This is a genomic window from Anabaena sp. WFMT (assembly GCF_051781005.1).
GTDB lineage: Bacteria > Cyanobacteriota > Cyanobacteriia > Cyanobacteriales > Nostocaceae > Anabaena.
Genome location: NZ_JBPWOA010000005.1, coordinates 96,407 through 115,248, shown reverse-complemented (window position 1 = coordinate 115,248; position 18,842 = coordinate 96,407). Strand labels below are relative to the sequence as shown.

16 protein-coding genes are annotated in these 18,842 nt (G+C 39.1%); 10 read left to right on the top strand and 6 right to left on the bottom strand.

Annotated features, from left to right (window positions below; translation table 11 throughout):
* Positions 1-103: 103 nt before the first annotated feature.
* The 5 genes from ACSQ6I_RS04450 to ACSQ6I_RS04430 all read left to right on the top strand — a co-directional run bounded on the left by ACSQ6I_RS04450 (position 104) and on the right by ACSQ6I_RS04430 (position 5,969).
* Positions 104-1,117 carry a LysR family transcriptional regulator gene (locus ACSQ6I_RS04450; protein ID WP_438889129.1) on the top strand — a complete coding sequence of 338 codons (1,014 nt, stop codon included), beginning with the start codon at positions 104-106 and terminating at the stop codon, positions 1,115-1,117.
* Between the two features lie 186 nt (positions 1,118-1,303).
* On the top strand, positions 1,304-2,683 hold the full coding sequence (locus ACSQ6I_RS04445) for a protein kinase domain-containing protein (RefSeq protein ID WP_438889128.1): 1,380 nt from the start codon (positions 1,304-1,306) through the stop codon (positions 2,681-2,683).
* A gap of 11 nt (positions 2,684-2,694) precedes the next feature.
* A complete protein-coding gene (locus ACSQ6I_RS04440; RefSeq protein ID WP_438889127.1) occupies positions 2,695-4,098 on the top strand; it encodes an ABC transporter substrate-binding protein in 1,404 nt (467 codons plus the stop codon).
* 99 nt (positions 4,099-4,197) lie between these two features.
* Positions 4,198-4,785, top strand: coding sequence for a nitroreductase family protein (locus ACSQ6I_RS04435; protein ID WP_438889126.1), 588 nt, complete (start codon positions 4,198-4,200; stop codon positions 4,783-4,785).
* Positions 4,786-4,898: 113 nt separating this feature from the next.
* On the top strand, positions 4,899-5,969 hold the full coding sequence (locus tag ACSQ6I_RS04430) for a PstS family phosphate ABC transporter substrate-binding protein (protein WP_438889125.1): 1,071 nt from the start codon (positions 4,899-4,901) through the stop codon (positions 5,967-5,969).
* Positions 5,970-6,042: 73 nt separating this feature from the next.
* On the opposite strand, the gene ACSQ6I_RS04425 is transcribed toward ACSQ6I_RS04430, so the two are convergent.
* Complete coding sequence (locus ACSQ6I_RS04425; protein ID WP_013189801.1) at positions 6,043-6,762, bottom strand: Crp/Fnr family transcriptional regulator; 720 nt, start codon at positions 6,760-6,762, stop codon at positions 6,043-6,045.
* Positions 6,763-7,072: 310 nt separating this feature from the next.
* On the opposite strand from ACSQ6I_RS04425, the gene ACSQ6I_RS04420 reads away from it, so the two are divergent.
* Complete coding sequence (locus tag ACSQ6I_RS04420; RefSeq protein WP_438889124.1) at positions 7,073-7,990, top strand: DALR anticodon-binding domain-containing protein; 918 nt, start codon at positions 7,073-7,075, stop codon at positions 7,988-7,990.
* Between the two features lie 169 nt (positions 7,991-8,159).
* Here ACSQ6I_RS04420 and ACSQ6I_RS04415 read toward each other — a convergent pair whose 3' ends face one another.
* Positions 8,160-9,035, bottom strand: a complete 876-nt coding sequence (locus ACSQ6I_RS04415) for a Cof-type HAD-IIB family hydrolase (RefSeq protein WP_438889123.1) — start codon at positions 9,033-9,035, stop codon at positions 8,160-8,162.
* Between the two features lie 63 nt (positions 9,036-9,098).
* On the opposite strand from ACSQ6I_RS04415, the gene polA reads away from it, so the two are divergent.
* Both polA and ACSQ6I_RS04405 read left to right on the top strand, forming a co-directional pair.
* On the top strand, positions 9,099-12,026 hold the full coding sequence (gene polA / locus ACSQ6I_RS04410; protein WP_438889122.1) for a DNA polymerase I: 2,928 nt from the start codon (positions 9,099-9,101) through the stop codon (positions 12,024-12,026).
* A 458-nt stretch (positions 12,027-12,484) separates the two neighbouring features.
* Positions 12,485-13,615 carry a sensor domain-containing diguanylate cyclase gene (locus ACSQ6I_RS04405; protein WP_438889121.1) on the top strand — a complete coding sequence of 377 codons (1,131 nt, stop codon included), beginning with the start codon at positions 12,485-12,487 and terminating at the stop codon, positions 13,613-13,615.
* A gap of 146 nt (positions 13,616-13,761) precedes the next feature.
* On the opposite strand, the gene ACSQ6I_RS04400 is transcribed toward ACSQ6I_RS04405, so the two are convergent.
* Positions 13,762-14,973 (bottom strand): DUF6575 domain-containing protein, encoded by a 1,212-nt coding sequence (locus ACSQ6I_RS04400; protein ID WP_438889120.1) that lies wholly within the window; start codon positions 14,971-14,973, stop codon positions 13,762-13,764.
* 9 nt (positions 14,974-14,982) lie between these two features.
* Positions 14,983-15,390 (bottom strand): hypothetical protein, encoded by a 408-nt coding sequence (locus ACSQ6I_RS04395; RefSeq protein ID WP_438889119.1) that lies wholly within the window; start codon positions 15,388-15,390, stop codon positions 14,983-14,985.
* Between the two features lie 136 nt (positions 15,391-15,526).
* Here ACSQ6I_RS04395 and ACSQ6I_RS04390 point away from each other — a divergent pair, with 136 nt between their 5' ends.
* Together ACSQ6I_RS04390 and ACSQ6I_RS04385 are read left to right on the top strand one after the other, a co-directional pair.
* The gene (locus ACSQ6I_RS04390; RefSeq protein ID WP_438889118.1) at positions 15,527-16,282 is read left to right on the top strand and encodes an alpha/beta hydrolase; all 756 of its coding nucleotides are present in this window, start codon (positions 15,527-15,529) and stop codon (positions 16,280-16,282) included.
* Between the two features lie 21 nt (positions 16,283-16,303).
* Complete coding sequence (locus tag ACSQ6I_RS04385) at positions 16,304-16,489, top strand: alpha/beta fold hydrolase (protein WP_438889117.1); 186 nt, start codon at positions 16,304-16,306, stop codon at positions 16,487-16,489.
* A 57-nt stretch (positions 16,490-16,546) separates the two neighbouring features.
* On the opposite strand, the gene ACSQ6I_RS04380 is transcribed toward ACSQ6I_RS04385, so the two are convergent.
* Positions 16,547-17,221: a hypothetical protein gene (locus ACSQ6I_RS04380; protein WP_438889116.1), complete on the bottom strand. Its 675-nt coding sequence runs from the start codon at positions 17,219-17,221 to the stop codon at positions 16,547-16,549.
* Between the two features lie 35 nt (positions 17,222-17,256).
* Entirely contained in the window at positions 17,257-18,762 is a 1,506-nt protein-coding gene (locus tag ACSQ6I_RS04375) for a family 10 glycosylhydrolase (protein ID WP_438889115.1), read from the bottom strand.
* Between the last annotated feature and the right edge of the window lie 80 nt (positions 18,763-18,842).

Below are 18,842 nucleotides of genomic sequence, written 5' to 3'. Positions count from 1 at the left end.
AAAGCCTCTACCTCGAAGTTGCAATAAATTATACCCAGCTTATAGCTGTAAAATTTGATTTATTGCCAAATCCGCTCCTTTCAAAGTTTGTGGGTTGAGCCTTATGTCTGACCTTCCTTTCACTTTAGATCAGTTACGCATTCTCAAAGCGATCGCCGCAGAAGGGAGCTTCAAACGCGCCGCTGACAGTCTTTACGTCTCCCAACCAGCAGTCAGTTTGCAAGTACAAAACCTGGAACGCCAACTGGATGTCCCCTTATTTGATCGGGGAGGACGACGCGCCCAATTAACCGAAGCCGGGCATCTACTCCTGAGCTACGGTGAAAAAATCCTCAGTCTGTGTCAAGAAACTTGTCGTGCTATTGAGGATTTACAAAATCTTCAAGGCGGTACTTTAATTGTTGGAGCTTCTCAAACTACCGGCACTTATCTTTTACCGCGCATGATTGGAATGTTTCGACAAAAATATCCAGATGTGGCTGTACAATTACACGTCCACTCTACCCGTCGCACGGCTTGGAGTGTGGCTAATGGACAAGTTGATTTAGCGATCATCGGTGGCGAGATTCCCGGAGAACTGGCAGAATCTTTGGAAATCGTTCCTTACGCTGAAGATGAACTGGCGCTGATTTTACCTACATCCCATCCCTTTGCTAAACTCGAAACCATTCAAAGAGAAGACCTATATAAACTACAATTCATTGCTCTAGACTCCCAATCCACTATCCGCAAAGTCATTGATCAGGTATTAGCACGCTGTGAAATTGATACCAGACGTTTTAAATTTGAAATGGAACTAAATTCCATTGAAGCTATTAAAAACGCTGTGCAATCTGGATTGGGGGCAGCTTTTGTCTCTACTGCTGCGATCGCTAAAGAATTACAAATGGGTGTGCTGCATCGTGTTCCTATTGAAGGAGTTATCGTTAAACGCACTTTGTGGTTGATTGTTAATCCCAATCGCTATCGTTCTAAAGCCGCAGAAGCCTTTAGTCAGGAAATCTTACCCCAATTTGCTACTCCTGGATGGGATGGAGATACGTTAAAATTATCACACAAGGATTTAGCGGTAGCTACATTAGATACACTAACACCCAACTCATCCGACGCAGAATAAACATTTTGTCAAAAGTCAATAGTCAGTAGTCAAAAGTAAATATAGCAGGAGTCAGAATTCAGAATTCAGGATCAAAATCCTGTTTTAGCATGAGTTTGATCATTTATTGATATCCTAATCACCCTGTCCATTGCTGTAGCTAATGACTAATGACTAATGACTAATGGCCAATGAATAAAAACTAACATGGAAGTTTACTGCACTCGTCCACGCTGCCCGCGCCCAAAAAACTATTTTGCCGATTTAGATAATCTGACAACCCTAAAAACAACACAGCAGAAATATTGTACTAGCTGTGGTATGCCACTGTTGTTAGATGGTCGCTATGTTCCTACTAGTCTACTAGGCAGAGGAGGCTTTGGAGCCGCCTTTTTAGCAAGTGATCGCCGGATTCCAGGAATGCGCTTATGTGTAGTTAAACAATTCCAACCGGCAGGTAATTTAACATCAGATCAACTACAATTAGCACAAAATTTATTTGAAAGAGAAGCAGAAGTTTTAGCCCAAATAGGTAATGAACATAAACAAATTCCTGATTTATTTGCTTTCTTTCCTGTAGTAATTCAGGGTTTACAACCAGGAACTCAAGACCAGTTTTTTTATTTAGTCCAAGAATATATTGATGGGCAAAACTTAGAAGAAGAATTAGCCCAAAATGGCAATTTTTCCCAAGTCCAAGTACTAGAAATACTCAGAGAAATTCTCCCAGTGCTGACATTTATCCACGATAGAGGCATTATCCACAGAGACATTAAACCCTCTAATATCATGCGTCGTCGAGATGGCACACTATTTTTACTAGATTTTGGTGCAGTTAAGTTAGTCGCTAATGCTCCTTCTGGTGCTGCTGGTTCCACAGGAATTTATTCTATGGGGTTTGCACCACCAGAACAAATGTCAGGAAGTCAAGTATTTCCATCTACAGATTTATATGCTTTAGCTGTTACCCTCATCACTTTAATGACTGGTCAAGAAGCAAATAAACTTTTTGATGCCTACAGCAACCAATGGAAATGGCGTTCTCAAATCAAAGTCAACCCCAGACTTGCTGATATTTTAGACAAAATGCTGCTACCTGCTGCTAGTCAACGCTTTCAGTCAGCCCAGGAAGTGCTAGAAGCCCTTTCTCCTCCCTCGGTTCCCCCAACAGCACCACCACAAATACAACCACCCCCATTAATACCACAACCACCACAAAAACCAGTACCAGTTCAACCAGCCTTTGCTATCTGGGAATTGTTAGCTGGAGCGGCTTTTAGCGGTTTTGAAGGGGCATTAATAGCGATCGCACTTTTGAGTTTAGTCAAAAATCCAATCATCACTTTAGCAATTTCTTTTGTGGTTTTGGGTATCCTCATTTTTAGCCAAACTAAACGCTGGCTAGAAAAATATGACTTGTTAATTATTGCGGGAATCAGTTTTGCAATTATATTTTTCTTCCCTTATTTACGGGGAGGTATTGTCCTTCAACAAGTAGTTATTTTAGCGGTTGCTGCTGCCTTAGTAAGCATTGCTATGACAGCCATATTTCGACTAATTTATAAATTATTATCTTCAATACTTTAAAAACATCGTTTATGTCCCAAAAAAATGAAACCAAAGTTTTAGTTATATCTCTGCTGTTAACAATTGGCATACTGGGTGGTGGTATTTGGTTTTTTGTGAATAAAGCTGGAGTTAAATTTGAAAATGCCAATACTCCTAATCAAACAAATAACAACCAACCAATTAATGAACGAATTAGCTTTGGAGAAAAAAGTTTAACTATTGGCAATATTTTTCCAGCCAAAAAAGATGGGATACAAGCAATAGCTAATAAAAACTATGAAAAAGCAATTGCAGATTTCACAGCCTCGCTCAAAAACAATCGTAATGACCCAGAAGCACTGATATATCAGAATAATGCCCGCATTGGCAACGGCAAAAACTATACTATAGTTACATCTTTACCGATTGGTAATAACCCCAATGCAGCATTAGAGATTTTACGGGGCATGGCTCAAGCCCAAAGTGAAATTAATACTGCTGGAGGAATTAAAGGCGTACCTTTAAAAATAGGAATCGCCAACGATGAAGATAATCCAGAAATATCCAAACAAATTGCAGCCACTTTAGTCAAAAATTCTGAAGTATTAGGTGTAATTGGCCCCAATACCAGCGATACAACTTTAGCCGCAGGTACTGTTTATAATTCTGGAGAACTTGTCGCCATTTCTCCTACTAGTACTTCAGTGAAAATTTCTAACTTTAGTCGCTATGTTTTTCGCACTGTTCCCAGTGATTTCATGGCTGCTAGAAACCTAGCGAATTACATGGTAAAAAAATTACAGAAAAAAAAGGCAGTCGTTTTCTTTAATTCCCAAAGTAACTATAGCCAATCTTTAAAATCTGAATTTGTTTCCTCTCTAGCATTGGAAGGTGGACAAATATTCAGGGAGGTTGATTTATCTCAGGCAAATTTTAGTGCAGCCAAAAGTGTAGAACAGGCAATTCAGGAAGGGGTAGAAGTATTAATGTTAGCTACTAATACCGACACTTTAGACAAAGCACTGCAAGTAGTTCAGGTGAATCAGAAACGTCTGAGTGTTCTGGGAGGTGATGATGTTTATACTGTGAAAACTTTAGAAATTGGTAGAGAACAAGCAACAGGAATGATAGTGGCTGTTCCCTGGCATATTGATGGTGATTCTAAGTCAGATTTTCCCCAAAAGTCCCGGCAGTTATGGGGTGGTGATGTGAGTTGGCGTACTGCCCTAGCATATGATGCCACAAAAGCCTTTATTGCGGCGCTAGAAATTAATCCTACCCGGTCTGGAATTCAACAAGCTTTACTTTCGTCAGATTTCTCTGCTACAGGTGCTTCTGGCGCAATTCGCTTTTTGCAATCAGGCGATCGCAATGCCCCAGTTCAACTCGTGAAAATTGTTCCCGGTAATCGTTCCCGCACTGGGTATGATTTTGAGCCGATACGAGACAATTAAAAATTATTCGTAATTTGTAATTCATAATTTGTAATTAAGTTATGTGTTGGGGCTTGATACTTTGACACATAAGTTACTGGGAATTCAAGAGAAAAAATCATGGAAAAACTAGCTAATCCCCAATATCCAATTCATCAGTTGCTGCAACAACGCTGGAGTCCCTTAGCCTTTGCAGACAAACAGATAGAAGCAGAAACACTTCATAGTTTGTTAGAAGCGGCTCGCTGGTCGGCTTCTTCCTATAATGAGCAACCTTGGCATTTTATTGTTGCCACTCAGGAAAATCCAGAAGAATTTAGCAAGCTGCTGAGTTGTCTAGTAGAACCAAATCAAGTATGGGCAAAGAATGCTCCTGTTCTCATGATCTCGGTAGCCAAACTTAATTTTGAGAAGAATGGACAACCGAACCGTCATGCTTTTTATGATCTAGGAGGAGCAGTTTGCAGTCTTGTTATTCAAGCAACCTCTTTAGGCTTGTTTGTTCACCAGATGGCAGGATTTGATGCATCTAAAGCGCGTGATTTATATAGCATTCCAGAGGGATATGAGGCAGTAAGTGCGATCGCAATTGGTTATCCAGGCGATCCCCAAGCTCTACCTGAACAATACCAACAGCGTGAATTTGCTCCGCGACAACGCAAACCCCAACAGGAATTTGTATTCACAAATACTTGGGGTAAAAATTAAAACCTATGTTCTAGATAGAATTCAGATAATTCAGATTGGATTTACCAATCTGAACAAAGTTTTATGAGAATGTTTGAAAAATAAATTAATACTTTCAATAAATCTGACTTTGTATGACTCAAAAAAATGAAACGCTTATTCTCGCCATATCTCTGTTAACAACAATATCGCTCATAGGTGTCGGTTTTTGGTGGTTTACCGGAAAGTCAAATGTTAACCTAGAGCAAATTATTAGCTCTCAGTCAAGCAATTCTAGCTCTAGTAATCAAAATCAACCCCAGAATACATCAAAAAACTCTCAAGGTACAACATTTGCTAATGTCCAAAATGTTCCTACAGGATTATTCAATTACGGTGGTAGTACTTCTTGGGCCCCAATTCGACTGGCAATAGATCCAGCACTTCAAGCAGCAAGACCAGAGTTCCGGCTACGTTATGTACAACCCAGTAATGCGACTCCTGGCTCTGGTACAGGGATACAGTCATTAATTAATGGTCAACTAACTTTTGCTCAGTCCTCACGACCGATTTTAGACCAAGAATTAAATCGCGCCCAGCAGCGTGGGTTCAAACTCAGTCAAATTCCTGTAGCTATTGATGGGTTAGCTGTAGCCGTAAACCCTAATCTGAATATCCCAGGATTGACTATAGACCAACTTAAATCTATCTACACAGGCAAGATCAATAATTGGAACCAGGTCGGTGGTCCCAATTTGTCAATCAAGCCGTATTCTCGTCGTATCAGTGATGGTGGTACAGTTGAACTTTTTGTCCAAGACATTTTGGGTGGTCAAGCTTTCAGTCCCCAAGTAGAGTTTATCTCTACGACCACCCAAGCCCTAAAAAAGGTGGCTGATAGTCCTGGTGGCATCTATTACGCTTCTGCCCCAGAGGTTGTTCCTCAATGTTCCATTAAACCCTTGCCTTTGGGGCGAATGCCAGGGCAATATATTGCTCCCTATCAAGAACCATTTGTTATCCCTAATGAGTGTCCTGATAAACGGAACCAATTGAACATCAAGGCTTTTCAATCAGGAAAATACCCGATTACCCGAAATCTGTTTGTGGTGGTCAAACAGATTGGTCAAACTGAGGAGCAAGCAGGTGTTGCTTATGCTAACTTACTGCTAACAGAGCAGGGACAGGAACTAATTACCCAAGCTGGGTTTGTTAAAATCCGCTGACTCCTGCTGTTGATGGCTTCAACAATGGCAAATACCAAACTTACACGCTTCCAAAGTGGCTTCTAAGTGCGCCTTAGTTGGTTCTGTTAATCGACTCTGCTGGTAGGCAAATCAAATTATCCCCTTGGGTGAGGATTAGTCCGCGTTGACGCAATTTACCCATTAAGCGGGTGACAGTGACGCGCGTTGAACCAATAGCGCTGCCAATTTGAGCATGGGTGAGTGGGAAAGGTAGGCAATAACCGCGAATGACATCGGGATCGGTTTCACTCATCGCCGGTTCTCCATATTCCTCAATTAACAAGGTGAGAAATCCTAGAAGCCGGTCAATTGTGCGCCTTTGTCCCAAGGCACTTAGCCACAAAAGCTTACGCTGGTGTTGATACCTAAAGGCATCCATAACTTCACGACGGAAATGAGGCCAGTTATCTAAATCATGCCAGTACATCCATAGCACCGCAGTTTGGTCAACGTGGGCGTAAGACTGGAGTGTGAATGGTGACTGAGCAACAATTTCAAAAGGTTGCCCTGCTCCCACAAAACCCAAAAAAGCTTCTTCTGGAGTTCTATTGATGCGTCGTGATGTTAGCTGACTGGCAGTGGCACTAACTTGGGCGGTTCCTACCATTCGGATCGCACCTCTCTGGACTAAATATAGCAATCCGGGTCTGGCTGGAATGCGCTCATCTTTGCTGAAAGTGCGGCAGCGGTAGTGTTCTTGAGCCCAATCAAGAATTCGTTGCCAAGTTAAGAAAGGCCGTGATGCCTCGGAAAAGGAGGATTGAGATTGCATAGGTAACAAAGAGCGTTCGGCTGAAGACAAAGACTAAATAAAAAGGTGCAAGGAGTGTCTTTGTGTTAACAGGGTAGGCTTAACGCCTAACAGCGTCAGCTATCCAAAGTGTAGAAAGTCAATTTACTCTCTACTCTTTTGTTATACTTCTTACTGTACAATGAGGGTAGTAAAGTTTACTAATCATTCATCAATTATTCATCAAATTTTATCCTATTCTCATTTTTCTTTACCTAGACTAAACTTCTATCTAAAGGTGGATGGAACAGGATAAAATGGTGATAATCGAAAAAGTTCCCCAAACAACTACGTGCATCATTGGCTACTTTTTAAGAAGTATACCTCAATTAAACATTTAGTATATATCCATTTAGTGAAATTTCTAAGTGTTTATACTAAGGATGAGGAAATTCTAGGCATAGGAAAGGGAAAATTTCCTCTATATCAAGGTGGAGATAGTGAAAAATTTTTATATATTTCTAGCGTAGCTATAAAACTTTCTCTATCTGATAATTTAAAAGCGATGTTTATTGCCCAGCAACTTGCTGGTTATTTATCGGCAAATTGCAGTAAAATTTTTAGCGTTAAAATAGTCCCCCCTGGTTTAATTCATATAGAACTAACTTATCCTACTTTAGCTGCTTGGTTACATAGTCTGACGACTGGGGACTGGGAAGAGGAAAGGGAGCAGGAAGCAGGGAGCAAGGGTGAAAATACCTCTCCCCTGCACCCCGCACCCTGCCCCTCTGCTTCTTCTGCCTCCTCCCTTCTGGAAAATATAAGTAAACTATTCTTTCCAATTCAATATGCTCATGCACGGTGTTGTTCGTTATTACGATTAGCTCACCGAGAGGGATTGATTCAACTTGTAGATAATCGGGTTGATGTTGGGTGTGTCTTGTCTGCACAGGCTATACCCTGGTTAAATTCTGATCAAAAACTATGTCTTCATCAACCAGATGAGGTTCGTCTGATTCATAACTTGGTAAAAGTAGTAGACGATTTGGTATTTCCTGATTCTCAAAGTTCTGTTAACTGGGAAAAAGCCGCACTGAAATTGAGCCAAGCTTTTGAGAGCTTCTGGTGTAATTGTCGGATTTGGGGTGATGTGAAAATTAATTCCTTGGAGTTAGCCCAAGCTAGACTGGGATTGTTGATAGCTACTCAGTTGGTTTTAAGGTCTGTGTTAGAAACAAAATTGAGGGTTTTTGCACCTCTAGAGTTATGATTTTGCCTTTTCTACCTAATAAATTTTAGTTACAGCTATTGACGCAATGCATCTCCTCAGCTATATTATCAGGTGTGTGAGGAGCGAACCAGCAAGGACACCGAGACGAAACACGGCCAGTCGTCGGTGTCCTTTCTGATGTCTATGAGTAGTAATTGAGCGAATTTTGCTAGGAAAGCAAAAACTTTTCTATAGCGATCGCACTCCCATGATTTTCTACGCTTGGTGCTACCCAATTAGCGATCGCTTGCACTGGATCTGGAGCGCTACCCATAGCCACACCAATACCTGCATATTCCAGCATTTCTACATCATTAAAATTATCCCCAATAGTCATCACATTGTCTCTTTCTAGTCCCAGCAGTTCTTCTGCGAGGTAACGGACAGCAGTTCCTTTATTCACAAATGGATTAGCTGCTTCTAAGAAAGTAGCCACAGATGTTGTCATATAGAGTTCTGCGGGTGTGTATTGAAGACGTAAATTACCCAAAAGTTCTTGAATTAAATTTGCGTCGTCACACAAAGCTAAAACTTTGGTAGGTTCATCATTCAAAACTTGACGCAAATCACCTACAGGAATAGGATTGACTCCACAACGTTCCGCATAAAGTTCAGTTTCTGTAGTGATTTCCCGCACATAGAGTTGGTCATTGATATAAAAATGGACAGAAAGAAGTGTGCGTAATTGCGGCTGTTCAAAGTAGTCTAGTAATTGCTGGGTAATTTCTCTAGGAACAGCTAAATGACGATGAATTTTTTGGTTTTTTGGGTCTTGAATCCAAGCTCCTTGATAGGCTACAAGCGGTAAAGTAGATTTAATGTCTTGATGAAACCGCAAAGCTGAACAGTACATCCTACCAGTGGCTATGGCTACATGAATACCTTTTGCTTGTACTTTTGCGATCGCATCCTTGACAGTTTCACTCACCTGGTTATCGTGACCTGCGATCGTACCATCTATATCTAATACCAGTAGTTTAATATCTTTTCCAACTTGAGCTAGATTGCTAGTTGATGATAAATCAGTAGTAGATGCTTTATGCATAAATTCCCCAGCATTGAACTTCCAGTTAGAGATTAACAGGCGATCGCACTAGTTAAAATAGGTATGTCCCAACATTCGGTTAATCAGTTGATTTCAGATTCCCCAACTACAACCAGTCCCACCATCATCCTCGTAGATGGACATTCACTAGCTTATCGTTCCTACTTCGCTTTTGCTAAAGGTAAAAATGGAGGACTACGCACAAAAGCGGGAATTCCTACCAGCATTTGTTTTGGCTTTCTTAAATGTTTGCTGGAAGTAATGACAACACAACAGCCACAAGCAATGGCCGTAGCTTTTGACTTAAGTTTACCAACTTTCCGTCATGAAGCTGACGAAACTTATAAAGCCGGACGTGCAGAAACACCAGAAGACTTTATTCCTGACTTAGCAAACCTAAAAGAATTGCTAAATAGCTTAAATTTACCAGTTTTAACTGCCCCCGGTTATGAAGCAGATGACGTTTTGGGAACCTTAGCACAAAAAGCTGCTGCGGTTGGATATCGGGTGCAAATTCTTTCGGGTGATAAGGATTTATTTCAACTGATTGATGCTGACAAAGGCATTACTGTTTTAAATTTTAGTCCAGATGCATTAAAACGTTCTGCAAATAGCATCACTGAATTTAGAGCAGAACAAGTTAAAGAAAAATTAGGAATATTACCTACACAAATTGTTGATTACAAAGCACTTTGTGGTGATCCATCAGATAATATTCCTGGGGTCAAAGGAATTGGCGAAAAAACAGCAGTAAAACTGCTAAATACCTATAACTCTCTGGATAATGTTTATGCTGCATTAGAACAATTTCAAGGTACAATTAAACAAAAATTAATTGCGGGGAAAGAGAATGCAGAAAAATCACGATTTTTAGCACAAATAGTTGTTGATGTCCCCATAGAAGTTGACTTAGAAGATTGTAAATTAACAGGATTTGATAGCAGCATCATTACCCCTATTTTAGAAAAATTAGAATTTAATAATTTTTTAGATAAAATCAACGAACTGCAACTTAAATTTGGGGGAAAAGTTGTAGAAAAAAAGACATCTGAAGCAATTAATAATGAAGATGATGATTTGTCTTTCTTCAGTGCTGCGGAAACAGCAGAGGCTAAAAAACAATCTGCTTCGCCAATTCAACCAAATATCATTAATACAGAAGCTAAATTAATTGAATTAGTCAACCTATTAAAAACATTCACTAATCCCGAAATACCCGTTGCTTGGGACACAGAAACCACCGCATTAGAACCAAGAGATGCAGATTTAGTAGGAATTGGTTGTTGTTGGGGAAAAGAACCTGATGCAGTAGCTTATATTCCTTTAAATCATAAAATTGGTAATAATTTAAATCAAGATTTGGTATTAAACGCATTACGTCCAATTTTGGAAAGTGCTGATTATCCTAAATCTTTACAAAATGCTAAATTTGACCGTTTAATTCTGCGGTGTCAGGGAATTAATTTAGCAGGAGTGGTGTTTGATACCATGCTGGCTAGTTATTTGATCAATCCAGATAGTAGCCATAATTTAACTGACTTATCACAACGATATTTAGGATTAACCGCAACAAGTTATTCAGATTTAGTTCCCAAAGGTAAAACCATCGCTGATATAGATATTCCTGCTGTTGCTGATTATTGCGGAATGGATGTTTATGCAACATTTGGTTTAGTACCAAAATTGCGAGAAGAATTAGAAAAAACTCCGGCTTTAGATAAACTATTGCAAGAAGTAGAACAACCGCTAGAAGAAGTTTTAGCAGAAATGGAATATACAGGAGTAAGAATTAATTCAGATTATCTAAAAGAACTTTCTCAGCAGTTGGAAACAGAATTAGCGAAGTTAGAAATAACAGCAACTGAAATTGCAGGGGAAAAATTTAATTTAGGTTCTCCCAAACAAATGAGCCATATTTTATTTGAGAAGTTGGGATTAAGTACCAAATATTCCCGCAAAATTCAAACTGGTTATTCTACAGACGCAGCGACTTTAGAAAAACTTCAAGAAGTTGATGAAACTGGTTTTGTAGATGCGATTCAGGAATATCGGACTTTATCGAAATTAAAATCTACCTATGTGGATGCTTTACCAGTATTAGTACATCCAAAAAGTCAACGCTTACATACAGATTTTAACCAAGCTGCAACTTCAACCGGTAGGTTATCTTCTTCTAATCCAAATTTGCAAAATATTCCGATTCGTACTGCTTTTAGTCGTCAAATTCGCAAGGCGTTTTTACCTGAATCAGGTTGGTTAATTGTAGCTGCTGATTATTCACAAATTGAGTTAAGAATTTTGGCTCATTTGAGTCAAGAAGAAATTTTAGTAAAAGCATATCAACAAAATGAAGATATTCACACTGTGACTGCAAAATTAGTTTTTGAAAAAGAAGAAATAACATCAGAAGAACGGCGTTTTGCTAAAACAATTAATTTTGGTGTAATTTATGGAATGGGTTCTCTAAAATTTGCACGTTCAACAGGTGTAGATAAGAATGTTGCCAATGAGTTTATTAAGCGATTTAATGAAAGATATCCTAAGGTGTTTGCATATTTAGAGGAAGTTAAAAAACAAGCTATTTCTCAAGGTTATGTAGAAACAATTTTGGGGAGACGGCGTTATTTTGATTTTACTAGTAATAGTTTACGTGAGTTGAAAAATAGGAATATAGAAGATATTGATTTGAGTAAATTAAAGAATTTAGGCGCTTATGATGCGGGGTTATTGCGCTCTGCTGCTAATGCACCAATTCAAGGTTCTAGTGCTGATATTATCAAAATTGCAATGGCGCAATTACATAAAGTTTTAAAACAATATCAAGCACGTTTGTTGTTACAAGTTCACGATGAATTAGTGTTTGAAGTTCCTCCACAAGAGTGGGAAGAATTGCAACCACAAATTAAATCGTTGATGGAAAATGCTGTTTCTTTAAGTGTGCCTTTGGTGGTTGATGTGCGTGCAGGTGATAACTGGATGGAAACAAAGTAATACAATCGCGTAACCATATGATATATGCGCAAGTAAATATGTAATAGCGCTAGAGGGTATTAATTAATCGTATCTTTGAGGTGAATTTTATGATAGCAACAAAAAACTACATAAATGATACATGAAAGATTACACATTTTTTATACCATTTTAAAAAATTTACTTTAAACTAGCCTAATGGGTATGAGGTGAGCTAGTAGCAATAAAAGCTGTTTGTTAATGTGTCTAGGACTTATGCACTATAGAAATTGGACATGATATGAATCAAAGATAATTGGTTATTACAGGCTTTGGGGACAACATATTAACAAGGTGCGTCAGATTGAGAAAATCTGTTATTTGTGCCAAATTATCGAGTCTGACGTGGTTGGTGAGCTTGCCGAACCACACCCTACAAGAGACTAAAACCCATAGTTTATATGTGGTGTTTTTTGTCAAGAAAAATTATAGAGGTGTACATGACAACAAGCAATGTTTTTTCACCATTGTCTAGTCCAATACTGTTTGATACAGAAAGTAATGCGACTAGGCAATACTTACAGGCAATGGAACGTTTATTATTAGTAGTTCAAGACCTTTCTCTTGCCCGTACTTTAGATAGGATTATGGAAATTGTGCGGGTAGCTGCACGAGAATTAACGGCATCAGATGGAGCCAGTTTTGTACTTCGAGACAATGGTTTTTGTTACTATGCTGATGAGGATGCGATCGCACCACTTTGGAAAGGTCAGCGATTTCCTATGAATATTTGTATTGGTGGTTGGGCAATGTTGAACCATCAACCTGCAATTATTGAAGATGTAAGTGTTGATGAGCGTGTTCCTTATGTTGCCTATCAACCTACATTTGTCAAAAGTATGGTTATGGTTCCAATCCGCACTCAAGAACCAATAGGAGCTATTGGGACTTATTGGGCAACTTTCCATCAGCCTACTTTAGAAGAAGTCAAGGTGTTGCAGGCATTGGCGGATATTACATCCATAGCGATTGAGAATGTAGAAGTCTATTCACAATTAGAACAGCGAGTAAAAGACCGGACTATTGCTCTAGAGCAAGAAATTGAAGAACGAAAAGCTGCTCAAGCTGAAGTGCTGCATCTATCTCTAACTGATGAGTTGACAGGACTATACAATCGGAGAGGATTTTTTGTATTAGGGGAACAACAGTTAAAATTAGCCCAACGAACTCAAATTCCTACTTGTTTAATGTTCATTGATTTAGATGGACTTAAACAAATCAATGATCAATTGGGACACGAATTTGGTGATTTTGCTATATTGGCATCTGCAAATTTAATCAACCAAACTTTTCGTAGCTCCGATACTTTGGGCAGATTAGGGGGTGATGAATTTGTGCTACTTCTCCAAAGTCACGACCTCAATGTTGAGGTAATGATCCAGCGACTACAATCTTCTATTGATAAGTATAATCAGTCCGGTGATAAGCCGTTTGTTTTGTCAATGAGTATAGGGGTGGTGGATTATAACCCTAATGAACCAGTTCCTCTAAATCATTTAATTACTTTGGCTGATGAACTGATGTATAAACATAAACGTGCTAAGAAACAGGAAAGAGGTTTGTTAATTTAATAGGGATGCTTCTATCTTGGATAGGCATAAAATATGCTAGTATAGAATGGTAGAAATAAGCAGACAATTAAAATACACAAAAGTTTGATTGATTACAAAGCTTAAAAACGGTATGTGTATTTACGCCATGCTGTACTAGTTGTTTACTAATCAACGTCTACAGGTCGTAGATATAAAAGTTTGTACTTCATCTTTCCTTCTGGAATAATAGGTGATATTTCCTTAACTTCTCTGATTGTTGCAATATAAACTTCACTTATAGTCGCTGTTTCGGCACTAGGTATAGCTTCATCAATAATACGACCTGAAACTTTTTTATTTGTCTGTAAATTCAAAATTTCATAACTTTTACTACGCTTATTGATACCAATCAATTCTCCTCTAATTTCATACTCTTTTACTATCTCTTGTTCTGTCTGTTGAATTACCGCTATTGCTTCTTTTATAGATGAAATTGATAATTCACCATACCCTCCTCGTTCTTGATTTGGTGAACCCCAGTTCAGACGAAAATTTGTTTCTGATTTCAGTAAATCCTCTAGAAAGTTACAATATCGAGATGAGGCTCGACTGTTTAAACTGAAAAGTAGCTTACGTAATTCCTGAGCATTATTTTTAGCATCGCTACTAAGGTTTACTAATTCTAGGAATTGATTCATAGCTTTTCCAGCTAATGAATTATCATCTGTATTGCTTTGATCTGAAGCTGCAAGTTCTATTCCAAAAGAACCTGGGAAAGTTCCAAGTACAGTTAATTCTGTTTTTTTGGTTATGAATTGAGAGATTTTTCCAGTAATAGTTGGTATACCATCTATAGCCTGACCAACAGCATCAACCAAGTGCTGTAATGACTCTAACAGTCTTCCTAAACGAGCAACTGGAGCCTCAGTTGCATTTTGGGTAGGAAATTGAAATGCTATGTTTAGGACTTCTCGTTGAATTTGTGTTGCAGTTCGAGATGCTTCTTTAGTTTCAAAAATGGGAAGTGGTTCAGCGCCAAAATTAAGAAATTCCCCAGGCAATGGTAGCCAATCATCAATTAGATTTTTGGACAAGATAGTTTCAATCCTATCAGGAGTAGCATCACAAGGAATGATAGCTTTATAAACAAAATTGTCTTCCGAATTCACAAAAGCATCACGTAAGTCAATATTCCCAGAGCGAAGATTTTCCACCCTCCGTTGTGACATTGGAACATAAAGCCAAGTTTTAAACTCTGGTGTTTCATCTATCCAAACTGCCAAAAAAATCTGTCCTGAAGTATTGCGACAGCTAAACAGGCATGGAACATCATAATATTCGTAAACTTCAATGATTTCCAGGTTTACTAGAGGTGGGGATTGTGGTAATAAATTCATAACCATACCTCATTTTATCTCAGGAGAAGCGTCACTGATAATTTCAAACTTTTTCCAAGGTTGTTGATTAGATGGAATCCACCAAGTATGATGATTTGTACCTGTGTTTCTTGCCGGTGTGTTAAGAATTACCCCGAAATCAGCAGTTAAATTAGCAGCAGCAATTTTTTTCTTACGAAGTCTGGGAACTCTATTCAGAGCAGTCCTGATACCTTGTTCTGAAGTAAAAATGGAAAGACCGCAGGCTTGACATTCTGTGATACCTTCGGGACAGGGCTGATTAATATTTTGCTCACGCCATGACCGAAAATCCTCATAAGTAGAGGGATTGTTATCAACAAGGCGGTAAACATTACCAAAGACTGGTTGAGCAGTTTCTGGTGGGCAACCTTCGGGGAAGTGGTCAGGCCATTGCATTAGTTACTATATTAATTATGTATGTAAGAGTAGAGTAATTTTCTCACAAAGTTTGCTTACAGCAGTTGGAAACAGAAACTTCTGTTGATTGGGTATATGTATAAAATACAGGAATTCCGTGATTAAATAGCTAAATATGCCTATCTACGGTGCTGATGCGATTAATGTTGAGGGTGTGAATGGCGATCGCTATTGGTTCCATGAACCACACTCTTACAGTGGTGTAGCGGATATTGATAACAGATTAAGTGGTTTTCCCGTGGCTGTTTTTCTTCCTAGCCATCGACCTGTACAGGACACACCTTTAATAATTGGCTTACAGGGGATGTGTGCGCCATATAGCTGGAATAATTTTATTGTCCCAACGCTGACACAGATGGGCATAGCCGTGGCTTTATTTGATACACCTTTTGCGGGTGAACGTAGTTTGGTGCGAACATTTACGGCTGTGGTGGAAAACGAAATTAAGCCTTTAGTTGACAGAGGGATTCCATTTAATACAGAACTTTTATCGAAAATATTTCAACAGACAGCCGTAGATATTACCAAAATCCATCAATTTTGCTGTGAAAGATATGGACTTAATAGGCGTTTGGGTTTGTTTGGGGTGAGTATGGGAGTTTTATTTAGTTCCTATGCTTTTACTGCTCATGGGATTGGGGAAAGGTTATTAGGTACAATTGGCCATGCGAATCTCCAAACTTTTGCTAATAGTTGGGGTTATTCGATTTTGCCAGATTTAGCTGCTTCTGGTTTGGGAACATTAGCAGAAAATATTTTGGCAAAAGTGCAACCACAATTAAAACCGATGGTGCAGATGCTCAAATTAGCGAAAGATTTGAAATACCCTGATAAATATGCTCAAATCTGCAACCCGATGACTTATATTTAGCAAGTTAAATCACCTCGACGGGTGAGATTTTTAGTAGGTGCTAATGACCCAATTGTGAATGTTAAAAATGCTCAAGCTTGCGCTCGATGTTTCCCTGATGGTGATTGTTATGTAGTTCCGGGTTTAGGACATGGAAATCGACAATCGGGACCAACATTTGTTGATCATGTGCGTTATTTTTTGGGTACGCAATTGGGTGATTGGTAGTTTATTGATTGCGGCAGAATTTGCACTATTGTGTTCAAAATATTGCTAAAAATGAGATTATGATGATTGAGAGTGACCTAATGTTTTCAGCGATTGGTAGAGAGATACAGAGGCTAGTCCTTGTGCCGATGCCATAAAGCCAAACTTAACAGTGGTCTGACAAACTAGCACGCAGGTAAGTTCTAGTAGAAAGTCGCCGAGAATAACGACTAGAGCTGCTATTAACATCTGTTTTGTAAATTGTTTGGATAAAGCAAAAATTAAAAGCAAAATTAACGCAATAGTTAGCGAACCACCAAAGCCCTGTTGCCACTCCAATATATCCCGTAATTGCAGCGTTTTTGGGATGATTAAACCTTCACCTAATGATAAAATGCTTTGAAGAAACTTCATCAGAGCAACTAGAATTATCCAACCATAAGCATTTGATAAATTTTGTTCAGGGCTAGATATTAACCCAGGTAAATCTTGTCCATCTAAGCTGAGACGTAAGTATGGTTGAAATCCCATTCCTAAAATCTTAAAGCTAGGAATCTGTTGAATAGTTAATACAGAGTCATCATTGAGGATAAATTCATGGGGTTTGGTAATTTTCGATCTCTTGATTCTGCCAATTTCCTGATTATCAAGATAAATCACGATCTCTCGACTCAAGAATCCCCATGAAATTTCTAGTCGTAAAGGTTCTCCTGCTGCCAGAGCATAAGATTCGCGCTGATCAATTATTGCCATTTTCTAGTCAAATATAGAACGATAAGTAGGAGTATCTACTGGTTGCGGCAGAATTTGCGATCGCCATCATGTTCAGGATATTGCCAAGAATAAGCAAAATGACTCACTCCCTTCAGTTGAGGCGAAAATTGGCGTAGTGCTTGCATTTGTGCTTCTAAGGATGGACGATTACTAATTGATTCTCCCCATTTACCAGCTAATGCTGGAATCACATTTGTACCTGGTTGTGCTGCACTTAAAACCCGTTGTACTTGTGCCGCAATACAACTAGCATTATTATTTCCACAGGTTGCATAAGCCATAGGATGCCATTCCAAAGAACTAGGAAAACGATCCCAAGGTTGTAAACGGGAATCATAACCTTGTCCTACAGCTTGATTACCATCGGAGAAAAACACTGCCCCAGCAGGAATACCTTGCTGCTGCGCTGGGTAACTAGCTAAAGCTACAAAATCTATTATTCCTTGCATAGCATGGGCTACACTCAATTGCCACAATTCTAATTGCAGAATTTTTTGTCTTTCGGTTGCCGTTAATAAAGACTTTTGCGCTGATGGAAGATTGCGTCCTTCCCAAAGCGGTTCACCTTCTTGAGGATAAAGTTTATCGACTTGACCTATATCTCCTGCGGTGATGTATCCCCTACTTAAAAAGCGACGAATTAATTCCAATCCTTTCGCATTTTTAGCGCGACGAAATAAAGCTTCTTGGATTGCTGGAGTAAATAACCATAAATCGGAAACTTTAGTAGCAATGGAATCGCTTCCTGCTTGTCGGGGATAGCGTACATAGTCAAATAAAAGGCCATCTGGCCGACGACGCACGATTTCTTGCACCATGCGGTAGTAATCGGTTTTTGCTTGGGTGTTGTAGGGGTCAATAAATATTTGAGAACGGTTATCTACAACATCTATACTGTTTTGGCCTTTACCATTGCGAGCGATCGCTTCTTGTCTACTAGGAATCTGGCTGTAAGTGTAGCCAAAATTCATGGTAAACATCCAAGCGTAAACCTTCAAACCACGTTCTTGCCCTTTTTTAATCGCTGCATCTAGCAAATCAATCCTTTCTGCACCAACAGTCCGAATTACCGCCGGCCAAACTGTCGGATTAGCTGCTGCTGGTAATAACACCTGTCCGTCATAAAATGCTTCTAAATAAACTTGGTTATAGCCACGGCTGACAATCCGATCCATAATCTGATCAATTGCTCCCGGCTGAGTGTCACAGGGATACAAACGTAACCAAATAGCTTGAGTTTGAGGCCAATTACGTGTGCGGCAATTTTGTAATTCTTGTGCGTGTTGTTTAACAAGTTTTTGATAGCGGCTTTGGTGATCTTTCTTGCCTCTAAGTGCTGACAGCCTGAGGTTTTCTTTTTCTTGGATTGCTTTGGCAGATAACTGACAATATTGACTTATTTGCGCCCCTGCTGGTTGAATCCCCATGCTGGGAATTAATAAACTACTGCTAAAAAGGACAGTGAACAGACTTCGACAAAATAATATTAGTTTTGTAAATTTCAAGGGACGTTCAGACATATACAACAGTAAATTGACGAAACAATTAGCGACTCTAAATAATGAATTAAGAGCAATATTTCTCAAATTTTATATTTGAG

What these genes read in the sequence shown, in the direction of transcription:
- ACSQ6I_RS04430 (WP_438889125.1), top strand. Translation starts at nt 4,899, where the DNA reads ATGACTCAAAAAAATGAAACGCTTATTCTCGCCATATCTCTGTTAACA.
- polA (WP_438889122.1), top strand. Translation starts at nt 9,099, where the DNA reads ATGTCCCAACATTCGGTTAATCAGTTGATTTCAGATTCCCCAACTACA.
- ACSQ6I_RS04415 (WP_438889123.1), bottom strand. Translation starts at nt 9,035, where the DNA reads ATGCATAAAGCATCTACTACTGATTTATCATCAACTAGCAATCTAGCT.
- ACSQ6I_RS04450 (WP_438889129.1), top strand. Translation starts at nt 104, where the DNA reads ATGTCTGACCTTCCTTTCACTTTAGATCAGTTACGCATTCTCAAAGCG.
- ACSQ6I_RS04435 (WP_438889126.1), top strand. Translation starts at nt 4,198, where the DNA reads ATGGAAAAACTAGCTAATCCCCAATATCCAATTCATCAGTTGCTGCAA.
- ACSQ6I_RS04375 (WP_438889115.1), bottom strand. Translation starts at nt 18,762, where the DNA reads ATGTCTGAACGTCCCTTGAAATTTACAAAACTAATATTATTTTGTCGA.
- ACSQ6I_RS04440 (WP_438889127.1), top strand. Translation starts at nt 2,695, where the DNA reads ATGTCCCAAAAAAATGAAACCAAAGTTTTAGTTATATCTCTGCTGTTA.
- ACSQ6I_RS04445 (WP_438889128.1), top strand. Translation starts at nt 1,304, where the DNA reads ATGGAAGTTTACTGCACTCGTCCACGCTGCCCGCGCCCAAAAAACTAT.
- ACSQ6I_RS04395 (WP_438889119.1), bottom strand. Translation starts at nt 15,390, where the DNA reads ATGCAATGGCCTGACCACTTCCCCGAAGGTTGCCCACCAGAAACTGCT.
- ACSQ6I_RS04400 (WP_438889120.1), bottom strand. Translation starts at nt 14,973, where the DNA reads ATGAATTTATTACCACAATCCCCACCTCTAGTAAACCTGGAAATCATT.
- ACSQ6I_RS04405 (WP_438889121.1), top strand. Translation starts at nt 12,485, where the DNA reads ATGACAACAAGCAATGTTTTTTCACCATTGTCTAGTCCAATACTGTTT.
- ACSQ6I_RS04390 (WP_438889118.1), top strand. Translation starts at nt 15,527, where the DNA reads ATGCCTATCTACGGTGCTGATGCGATTAATGTTGAGGGTGTGAATGGC.
- ACSQ6I_RS04380 (WP_438889116.1), bottom strand. Translation starts at nt 17,221, where the DNA reads ATGGCAATAATTGATCAGCGCGAATCTTATGCTCTGGCAGCAGGAGAA.
- ACSQ6I_RS04425 (WP_013189801.1), bottom strand. Translation starts at nt 6,762, where the DNA reads ATGCAATCTCAATCCTCCTTTTCCGAGGCATCACGGCCTTTCTTAACT.